Raw genomic sequence first — 557 nt, forward strand, 5'->3', positions numbered from 1 at the left:
TTCCGCCGGTTGGCGGGGGAGGGGTTGTTGGTGCATGTGCCGTTGGCTCCGCGGGAGTTGGCGGGGCGGTTGGGGTGGGAGGGGGCGGTGCGGTCGATGGTGGGGGTGGTGCGTGAGGTGCGGCCGGAGGTGGTGTTCGTGCAGTCGCCGCATGCGTTCGGGACGGGTGAGGGGGATGTGCGGGCGGTGGTGGGTGCGGCGCGGGGTGCGGCGGTGGTGTATTGGGAGGGGGATGCGTGGGGCGGGTTGAAGCGGTTCACGGCTGCGGGCCGGGCGTGGCTGGGTGCGGCGGACCGGGTGTTCAGTATTGCGATGGGGCCGCAGGCGCGGTTGTTGCGGTCGTTCACGCGGGCGCCGATCGGGTACGTGCCGCATGTGTTGCCGTACGAGGTGCGTCCGGCGGCCGGTGACCGGGTGCCGGACATCGGGGCCGCGACCGTGGACGTCACCGTCGTCGGCAGCCGCCAGGTCAGACTGGGCGTGGTCGGCTGCCTGCCGGGTGCCAAGGATCGCCAGCGCCTGGTCCGTGCCCTGCAGCGGCTGGACTGCCGGCTCGC

The 557-nt window shown here is 73.2% G+C and carries 1 protein-coding gene; it reads left to right on the top strand.

The features are described from left to right. Window positions 1-87 precede the first annotated feature (87 nt). Window positions 88-557, top strand: a 470-nt coding sequence (locus ABD353_RS40045) for a hypothetical protein (RefSeq protein WP_344628616.1), incomplete at its 3' end; no start/stop codon positions are given.

The sequence above is a fragment of the Kitasatospora arboriphila genome, from assembly GCF_039528095.1.
In the GTDB taxonomy this organism is placed as follows: domain Bacteria; phylum Actinomycetota; class Actinomycetes; order Streptomycetales; family Streptomycetaceae; genus Kitasatospora; species Kitasatospora arboriphila.